This window comes from uncultured Chitinophaga sp., from assembly GCF_937898475.1.
Lineage (GTDB): Bacteria > Bacteroidota > Bacteroidia > Chitinophagales > Chitinophagaceae > Chitinophaga.
Window position 1 is genome coordinate 1 of record NZ_CALEJS010000003.1, and the last position, 2,599, is coordinate 2,599.

Genomic DNA, 2,599 nt, shown 5'->3' on the forward strand with positions numbered 1-2,599 from the left:
TCCTGGGTGGCGAACAAGTGACGAAGGAACAGGTGCGCATATTGAAGTTACTGAATCCAGGCATGGCGGTATATAACGAATACGGGCCTACTGAAACTACGGTAGGATGTATCGTAAAAGAGCTGCAGGAAGATGATGCGCAGATACTGATAGGCAAACCCATTACGGCTACAGAGATATTTATCCTTGGAGAGGCTGGGCAGCTTTGTCCCATTGGTGTCGCAGGAGAGATCTGCATTACAGGCGCAGGACTGGCAACGAAATATCTCAATAACCCCGAGCTTACTGCTCAAAAATTTGTTCCTAATCCTTACAGGCCTGGCAGTCTTATGTACAGAACCGGTGATCTGGGAAGATGGCTGCCACAAGGTGAGATACAATACATTGGCAGGAAGGATGAACAATTAAAGATCAGGGGCTACCGCATTGAACCCGGAGAAATTGAAAATGCATTGCTGACACTTCCGGGTATATCAGCCGCGGTGGTGAACGCCAGCAGTAGTACTACCGGTGAAAAAGAGCTCGTAGCATATATAGTTACCGAACCGTTAGTTCAAATTACAGATCTTCGTGACCAGCTTGCAAACCTGCTCCCCCCTTACATGCTGCCGGCGCACTATATACAGCTGGACGTCCTTCCATTAACTCCCAATGGAAAGATTGACAAAAGGATGCTTCCAACCCCGGCTGACACTATCTCTTATGAAGCCTATATCGCTCCCACCAATGCCACAGAACAGCAACTGGCAAACATCTGGCAGGACATACTGGGTAAAGAAAGGGTGAGCATTTATGACAATTTCTTTGATCTTGGTGGCCATAGTTTAACGGCCATCCGGCTGGCCAGCCAGTTACAAAGGGTATTCCATGTTAAAGTGGAGCTCAGGGACATATTTGCCCAAAAGCGTTTAGTGGATCAGGCGGAGCTTATTCAGGCAGCCACCAAAACAAACTTTGTTACTATAGCAGCAGCGCCCTTCATGGCAGACTATCCACTCTCCTCCGCACAGCGCAGGTTATGGGTGCTAAGCCAGTTCGAACAGGGTAGTGTGGCTTACAACATGCCGGGTGTATACACCTTTGAGGGAGATTTGGATATTGCAGCACTTCAGGCAGCATTCAAAGATCTGATACAACGACACGAGAGCCTGCGCACCGTGTTTCACCAAAATGAGCAGGGCATACCCCGGCAGGTTATTCTACCACCTGATACAGTTGCACCGTTCCGGGTAATTTACAAAGATTTGCAGGAAGCACCGGAAGAAGTGTTGCTCCAATTTATACGCAAGGATCTTCAACAGCCCTTTGATCTTGGCAAAGGACCTTTAATGAGATCATCGCTTTTCCTGGTTGCCCCCAAACGCTGGGTATTTACTTACGTAATGCATCATATCTGCAGCGACGGATGGTCTATGGAAATATTGATCCGGGAACTGCTTTTGTTATATAACGCGCATTTGAAAGGTGAACCGCCCTTACTTTCGCCCTTACGGATACAGTATAAGGATTATGCCTGCTGGCAGCAGGAGCAGTTAAAGGGAGAACAGTTGCAGCTACACAGGGACTACTGGATCAAACAACTCGAGGGTCCGCTGCCCGTGCTTGAGCTTCCCTTAGATAAAAACAGACCCGCTGTAAAAACATATAACGGCAACAGCATTAATAAAAAGCTGGACAGCCATTTATCAGAGGAACTAAAAGTGATCTGCCGCGAACAAGATGCAACCCTCTTCATGGGATTACTGGCCGCAGTAGCTGCCCTACTACATCAATATAGCGGACAAGGGGACATTATTATTGGAAGCCCCATCGCTGGCAGGCAGCACGCAGATCTTGATGACCAGATCGGCTTCTTTCTTAATACACTTGCACTGAGGTTGCGTTTAGACCAACAATCCTCATTAACGGACCTGCTTCGGCAGGCCAGACAGATCACCCTGGATGCCTACCAGCATGAGGTATACCCCTTCGATCAGTTAATAGATGACTTACAGCTGCAAAGGGATATGAGTCGCAGCCCCCTGTTCGATGTACTGATCGACTATCATGACAACAAAACAACCAGGAAGGAAACAGTTGCAACACTGGATAATATTCCCCTTAAGATCAGCTCTTTTGGCGACAATGCCCAGCCGGTGAGCAAGTTTGACCTGACGTTTATGTTCATCGATTCGCAGGATGGCCTCAATTTGCTGCTGGAATATAATACAGACCTGTTTGAGCCGGAGACCATAGAGCGGATGTTTAGTCACCTGGAAGGGATCCTTGCGGCGGTTGTTGATAATCCGCAACAAACAATCAGCCGGCTCGAATTCATTAGCGGCACAGAACGTCAGCTGCTGCTTAATGAGTTTAATACTGTACCGGAACATTATAGCGGGTATCAACCTGTGGTTAGGTTGTTCCGTGAACAGGCTGCTCACAATCCTGATAAAAAGGCGATGCTCTGGGAGGATGCGAATATCTCCTATAAAGCACTCGATGATATTTCTGATCTTCTGGCTGCTCATCTCCTGCAACAATACAACATACAGACAGGGGACAGGATAGCCCTGATGATGGATCGTTCGGATAAGCTGATCATCGCTATACTGGCTAT

1 protein-coding gene is annotated in these 2,599 nt (G+C 47.7%); it reads left to right on the forward strand.

Annotated features, from left to right (window positions below; genetic code table 11):
- Positions 1-2,599: condensation domain-containing protein (locus Q0577_RS00175; RefSeq protein ID WP_298731591.1), on the forward strand; the 2,599-nt coding region annotated here is incomplete at both ends.